This is a genomic window from Streptomyces sp. NPDC058632, from assembly GCF_042717095.1.
Classification (GTDB): Bacteria; Actinomycetota; Actinomycetes; order Streptomycetales; family Streptomycetaceae; genus Streptomyces.
The window spans coordinates 1-1,862 of the sequence record NZ_JBHXQZ010000202.1; the positions used below are offsets into that span (position 1 = coordinate 1).

Genomic DNA, 1,862 nt, shown 5'->3' on the forward strand with positions numbered 1-1,862 from the left:
GCGACCGAACTGCGCAACCAGCTCAACCACCTCACCGGACTCCGGCTCCCCGCGACCCTGGTCTTCGACCACCCCAACGCCCTCGCCGTCACCGAACACATCGAGGAGAAGCTCGCGGGCCCGGCCCTCCGGTCCACCGCATCCGCGCGACCGGCCGTCGGCACGGCGCCGGTCGGCGACGAGCCGATCGCGATCGTCGGCATGGCCTGCCGCTACCCGGGCGGGGTGACCTCGCCCGAGGACCTGTGGCGACTGGTCGCCGACGGCGTCGACACCGTCTCCGACATGCCCGACGACCGCGGCTGGGACCTGGAGGGCCTGTACGACCCGGAGCCCGGCGCGGAAGGCAAGAGCTACACCCGCCGGGGCAGCTTCCTCTACGACGCCGCCCAGTTCGACCCCGGATTCTTCGGCATCTCGCCGCGTGAGGCCCTGTACATGGACCCGCAGCAGCGACTGCTCCTGGAGACCTCCTGGGAGGCCCTGGAGCGGGCGGGCATCGACCCGGCCTCGCTCAGGGGCAGCCGCACCGGCGTCTTCGCCGGCGTGATGTACCACGACTACGCCCTCAACGTGTCGCCCTCCGGCACGGCAGGCGGCAGCGTGGTGTCCGGCCGGCTGTCGTACACGTACGGCTGGGAAGGCCCGGCCGTCACCGTCGACACCGCCTGCTCGTCCTCCCTGGTGGCCCTGCACCTCGCGGTCCAGGCGCTGCGCTCGGGCGAGTGCTCGCTCGCGGTGGCCGGCGGTGCCACGGTGATGTCGACACCGGGCATGTTCGTCGAGTTCAGCCGGCAGCGCGGTCTGTCCGCGGACGGCCGATGCAAGGCGTTCGCGGGCGCGGCAGACGGCGTCGGCTGGTCCGAAGGCGTCGGTGTCCTCCTCGTGGAGCGCCTCTCCGACGCCGTACGCAACGGGCACCGCGTCCTCGCGGTCGTCCGGGGCACCGCCGTCAACCAGGACGGCGCGTCCAACGGCTTCACCGCCCCCAACGGGCCCTCACAGCAGCGCGTCATCCGGCAGGCACTCGAGGCCGCCGGAGTCGCCGCCTCCGAGGTCGACGTCGTCGAGGCACACGGTACGGGCACGACCCTGGGCGACCCGATCGAGGCGCAGGCCCTGCTCGCCACCTACGGCCAGGACCGGCCCGCCGACCGGCCGCTGCTGCTCGGCTCCATCAAGTCGAACATCGGGCACGCCCAGGCCGCCGCCGGTGTTGCCGGCGTCATCAAGATGGTGATGGCCATGGAGCACGGCTCCGTGCCGCGCACCCTGCACGTCGACCGGCCCTCGCCGCACGTCGACTGGACCGAGGGCAACGCGGAACTGGTCGTCGAGGAACGGCCGTGGCCGGAGGCCGGACACCCGCGCCGTGCGAGTGTGTCCGCGTTCGGGCTCAGCGGCACCAACGCGCACGTCGTCCTGGAGCAGGCCCCTGCCTTCGCCCCCGCCGCCGAGCCGCGAGCGGTGGACGGCGAGGGCGAACACCCGACGCCCCCGCTGCCCTGGACGGTGTCCGCCGCGACCCCCGAGGCGCTGCGCGCCCAGGCCGGACGGCTCCTCGACCACCTCACGGACCGCCCGGAACAGGACCCGCTGGACACGGCCTACGCACTGGCCACCTCCCGTACGGTGCTGGAGTCCCGCGCCGTCGTACTCGGCGTCGGCCGCGACGACCTTCTCGACGGGCTGCGTACGCTCGCCCGCGGCGAGTCGTCCCCGGCCGTCCTCCACGGCACCGCCAGGGACGGCGGCTCCACCGCCTTCCTGTTCTCGGGTCAGGGTTCGCAGCGGCTCGGCATGGGGCGTGAGCTGTATGGGCGTTTCCCGGTGTTCGCGGAGGCGTTCGACGCGGTGTGCGC

At 73.5% G+C, this 1,862-nt stretch carries 1 protein-coding gene; it reads left to right on the plus strand.

The features are described 5' to 3' along the window. Nucleotides 1–1,862, plus strand: a 1,862-nt coding sequence (locus tag ACFWVE_RS34960; protein ID WP_384023276.1) for a beta-ketoacyl synthase N-terminal-like domain-containing protein, incomplete at both ends; no start/stop codon positions are given.